This is a genomic window from Tateyamaria pelophila (assembly GCF_019966495.1).
GTDB classification, from domain to species: Bacteria; Pseudomonadota; Alphaproteobacteria; order Rhodobacterales; family Rhodobacteraceae; genus Tateyamaria; species Tateyamaria pelophila.
Window position 1 is genome coordinate 1 of the sequence record NZ_JAIMIA010000221.1, and the last position, 4,064, is coordinate 4,064.

The 4,064-nt window shown below is 56.0% G+C and carries 4 protein-coding genes; 3 read left to right on the forward strand and 1 reads right to left on the reverse strand.

What is annotated here, in order from left to right; genetic code table 11:
• Positions 1-150: 150 nt before the first annotated feature.
• The 3 genes from LC354_RS26665 to LC354_RS26675 all read left to right on the forward strand — a co-directional run bounded on the left by LC354_RS26665 (position 151) and on the right by LC354_RS26675 (position 2,821).
• Positions 151-447 carry a hypothetical protein gene (locus LC354_RS26665; protein ID WP_223428975.1) on the forward strand — a complete coding sequence of 99 codons (297 nt, stop codon included), beginning with the start codon at positions 151-153 and terminating at the stop codon, positions 445-447.
• A 79-nt stretch (positions 448-526) separates the two neighbouring features.
• The gene (locus tag LC354_RS26670; protein ID WP_223428976.1) at positions 527-2,290 is read left to right on the forward strand and encodes a SulP family inorganic anion transporter; all 1,764 of its coding nucleotides are present in this window, start codon (positions 527-529) and stop codon (positions 2,288-2,290) included.
• Between the two features lie 18 nt (positions 2,291-2,308).
• The gene (locus LC354_RS26675) at positions 2,309-2,821 is read left to right on the forward strand and encodes a rhodanese-like domain-containing protein (protein ID WP_223428977.1); all 513 of its coding nucleotides are present in this window, start codon (positions 2,309-2,311) and stop codon (positions 2,819-2,821) included.
• Between the two features lie 199 nt (positions 2,822-3,020).
• Here LC354_RS26675 and LC354_RS26680 read toward each other — a convergent pair whose 3' ends face one another.
• Positions 3,021-3,734, reverse strand: a complete 714-nt coding sequence (locus LC354_RS26680; RefSeq protein WP_223428978.1) for a DUF3108 domain-containing protein — start codon at positions 3,732-3,734, stop codon at positions 3,021-3,023.
• Positions 3,735-4,064 lie beyond the last annotated feature (330 nt).

Consider the following 4,064-nt stretch of genomic DNA (forward strand, 5'->3'; position numbering starts at 1 on the left):
AAAGCTGATAGACTGACCGCTCCCACCATGCAAACACAGTCAAGCCGCTAACCGATGGGTGATCAGCCCGCGCTTACGTAAGATACTGTTGCAACCGAACATCATACAGCATGCTTGCGTAATTATGCTGACCACCATGGAGGGGTTCCCATGTTCGGGGACGCAAATGCTCGCATCGATCTTTCGCTGCTGACCCAGCACCTTCCCAGCCAGACGGAAGCGTTACGACTGATGCTCCTGAGCAATTTGGAGGTCCGCAGTATTTGCGAAGATTTTTGCCTAGCCCATCGCACTCTAAAGCGGTTCGAAAGTCAAAAAAAGAGCCAAGGCGACTGCTCGGCGGAAGTCTCAGTTTATGAGGTGTTGGTTGTGGAATTGGGCGATGAAATGAGGAGCATGCTGGACAACTCTGTTTTGTCGCATCCGGCTTTTGACTGTAAGGCTTGATGACGGGGTCCTATATCAATACTTGGGGAAAGCGGTTTCGGATGAACCAGTCCAGCGACCTCATTGGCTCGGAGATGACATGATCAAGCAGGAAAAGTCCACCCAGTGGCCGGTTCCGCTGGCCGGACTGCGTGGAGTCTCCTGGGCCGATGTACCGCGCGAGGTCGCTGCCGGCATCACCCTTGCCGCCTTGATGATCCCGCTGAACATTGGTTATGCGCAAGTGATCGGGATGCCGCCCACTGCAGGGTTATATGCGGCGATCATTCCTCTGGTGGTGTTTGCGCTGCTGACGTCGTCGCGGAACTTGATAACCAGCCCGGATGCTTCGAGTGCGGCGCTGGTCTCGGCCGCACTGGTCGCAATCTCGGTCCCGGACGAAGCCTTGGTGACCGACTATGTGCTGGCCATGGCACTGGTCGCGGGCCTGCTGTTTTTGTTGTTCTGGGTCTTCAGGCTGGCCTTTCTGGCAAATTTCCTGTCGCGCCCGGTCATGGCCGGGTTCGTGTCCGGGCTTGGTCTGGAAGTGTTCATCAAGCAGATCTTCAAGATCCTCGCCGCCCCTCATCTTGAGGAGTCCGGGACACTGGCGCACCGGATTCACGAGTTCGTGACCGGTTCCATCCAGACCACCGGTTTTTTCGCCGAGCTGGCCACGCTGTTCAGGATGATTCCGCATGCAAATGTCTATTCGGTTGCCATCGGGTTTGCCGCGCTTTTATCGGTACGACTGCTGAAGCGTTATGCGCCGAAAGTACCCGGCGCGCTGGTTGCCCTAGTGGTGCTGACGGTTTTGGTTGCGGTTTTACAACTGGACCAGAAGGGCGTCAGCGTGTTGGGCACCATCCCTTCGGGTCTCCCGCAACTGACTTTTCCGCATGTACCGCTTTCAGCTTATGCTGAGGTGTTACCCGGGGCGATTGCAATTGTGGCCATCACGCTTTGTGAAGGGCTGCTACTCACACGGAAATATAGCCGCAAGCATGGCTACAAGGCTGATGGCAATCAGGTTCTGTTCGCCTTCGGAGCGGCCAATATCGCGTCCTCGCTCACCGGATCGATCCTGACCACTGCCAGCCCGTCACGCAGCGCCGCGATGGATGGCGCAGGTCAACGCAGCCAGTTGCCTTCGCTGGTGGCCGCGGGAACCATCACGCTAATCATGTTGTTCTTTACTGACCTGTTGGCCTATCTGCCCAACGCCGCATTGGCCGGGATCGTCGCAAATGCAGTGATCAACTTGATCGCGATGCGCGAATTCCGAGATCTCTGGCACCTGCGCCGGGTTGAGTTCTGGATTGCGACAACCTGTTTTCTCAGTGTTTTGGTTCTGGGTCCGATGCAGGCTGTGATCATCGCGACCCTTCTTTCTATCATCGATGTTATCGGTCGCGCCTCGAAACCCGACACCTGGTTGCTGGAGGAAACCGCCGATGGCAGCCACCTTGAACCGGTGGGCCCCGGCATGGAAGACATCTCTGCGCCGCTGGTGGTGTATCGCTTTGGCACGTCGCTGTACTTCGCCAATGCCAATGCCATTCTGGAAGATATCGCGGCGATCCTAGAGGCTAGGAAAGAGCCGCCCGAGTGGTTCGTCCTCGATGCCGGGGCAATTGCCGACATCGACACCACAGGGGCTGAAACGCTGCACCTGGTGTTCGACATGCTCAAAAAGTACGGCTGCGAGATTGCTCTGACTCGGGCCAATCCGCGGCTTGTCTTACAGCTTCAGAATTTTGGTTTGTTGGACGCCATCGCACCAGCTCGGCGATTTGCAACCAATCGCGAGGCGGCCCGGGTCTTTCGTGCGGAATCTGGTCCCGGTGCAGCCGAAGGATCCTAACAGAAAAGGATGGAAACGATGGTCGAAAATGACACTTTGCCAGCAGGAAAACGGACTGATCTGGGGCTCTATGTGACCGCACGGGAGGCATACGCCAAATGGTCGGCCGATCCCGAAAACGTCAAAATTCTGGATGTGCGTATTCCTGAAGAGTACGTGTTCGTCGGACATCCGGAAATGGCGCGTAACATTCCTTTGGGCTTTGTCCAACGCCAATGGGACAAGGGAAAGAACCAGCCAGTTTTCGTGCCAAACTCCGGGTTTCTTTCGGCTGTGAAACAAAGCTACGATACCGAAGACATGATTTTGGTCCTCTGTCGCTCTGGCGGTCGATCTGCACTTGCGGTCAACGCGATGTCTGCGGCAAGTTTTTCAAATGCCTACAATATCATGGACGGCATGGAGGGAGACACAGTGACAGATCCCAGCAGTGCCTATTGCGGCAAGCGGATGCAAAACGGCTGGAAAAACTCGGGGTCGCCCTGGACATATGATGTTGACGAGAAATTGCTGTGGACGGACAGCAATTGAATAGCGGCGTGATCTCGTTTTTCCGTCATCAGATGATCTGGGATGCGTTGGCGTATTTCAATCAGGAGGCTCTCGTCCGCCTTTGATTGGATTTATGCGTATTCAGTTTGATGGGTAAGCGCCCTTCCATCACCCTTGGGGTTACGGCTTGACTATTTTTGGAAGTTCCAAGGCATGAGCATCATCCGCGCTTCAGCGGTTACTCGACTGCAAGAATAATCGGCCCGACGGGCGTCCACAGAACCATCCGATATACCCGGATGCGATTATCGGGTAATGGCCTATATGTCATGTCGAAAGCTTCGAACATGGTGTCAATCATACCCTGAGGCGCGACGCCCTTCAGTCGGCTGAGACCGCCCGTGCAGGTCATCTGGCCAGAACGATCTCGACCGGGCTCGCTGAGCTTCAGACGCATCAATCGCTTCCCGTCATAGGTCATCGTGTTCAGCTGGCAGGCGTCTTCAGACGGGATCGCGCGGAAGAGCAAATGCATTCCCGTCATCAAATCGACACTGCCCGTCGCCTCACGCGGCTCAAGCCGATCCGGCTGTGCAGGAGTCTCGACGGTGATTTCGGGCGTCTTCCCCCGCCAGACGATTTCGGTCACTTCGCGTTCGCCGTCGCGCAGGCTTTCTTCACTGTATTTCGTCGGCGATAAGTCACCGTTCGGCACTCTGCGACCTTGCGACTTGGCTTCGAATGTCACGCTCGAGATGAGACCCGCGAACCCGCCCGTCTGGAATCTCATGCTGGCCGCGTAAGATGACGGTCCCACATTATCACTGTAGGCAAGCGTACCAAGCTTGAGACCCGCGAGCCTGAGAACGAACGTGACTTGTTCCCCGCTCGCCGCGCTGCCGAGCGAAACGAGGACAAGAAGGGCGGCGATCCGGGGGAACAAAACTCTCATCGTGCACCACTGTCGGCGTTCCCGTGACCATATTCAATCCCAACAATGTTCGGGCCTTGATCAATGCGTGTAACCCAAGGGATTTTTGGCACATGGCGAAAGTATTCTGCGTGGCTATCTGCCCATCGCATTCGATCTGCGCGATAGCTTGGACGCGTGTCGTCGGATGCAGCACTGCGTTAAGGCTAACGGTTGCGTTTTTGGGAGGGGCGATCGCAATCTCGATCAGGGAGTAATAAAAGCGTTCGATGAGGCGTTGATGGTGTGGATACCCCCGCTCAGCGGCATCGCAATGTGCCAGAATGGTGAAGTATCACCAAGCAACGAGGA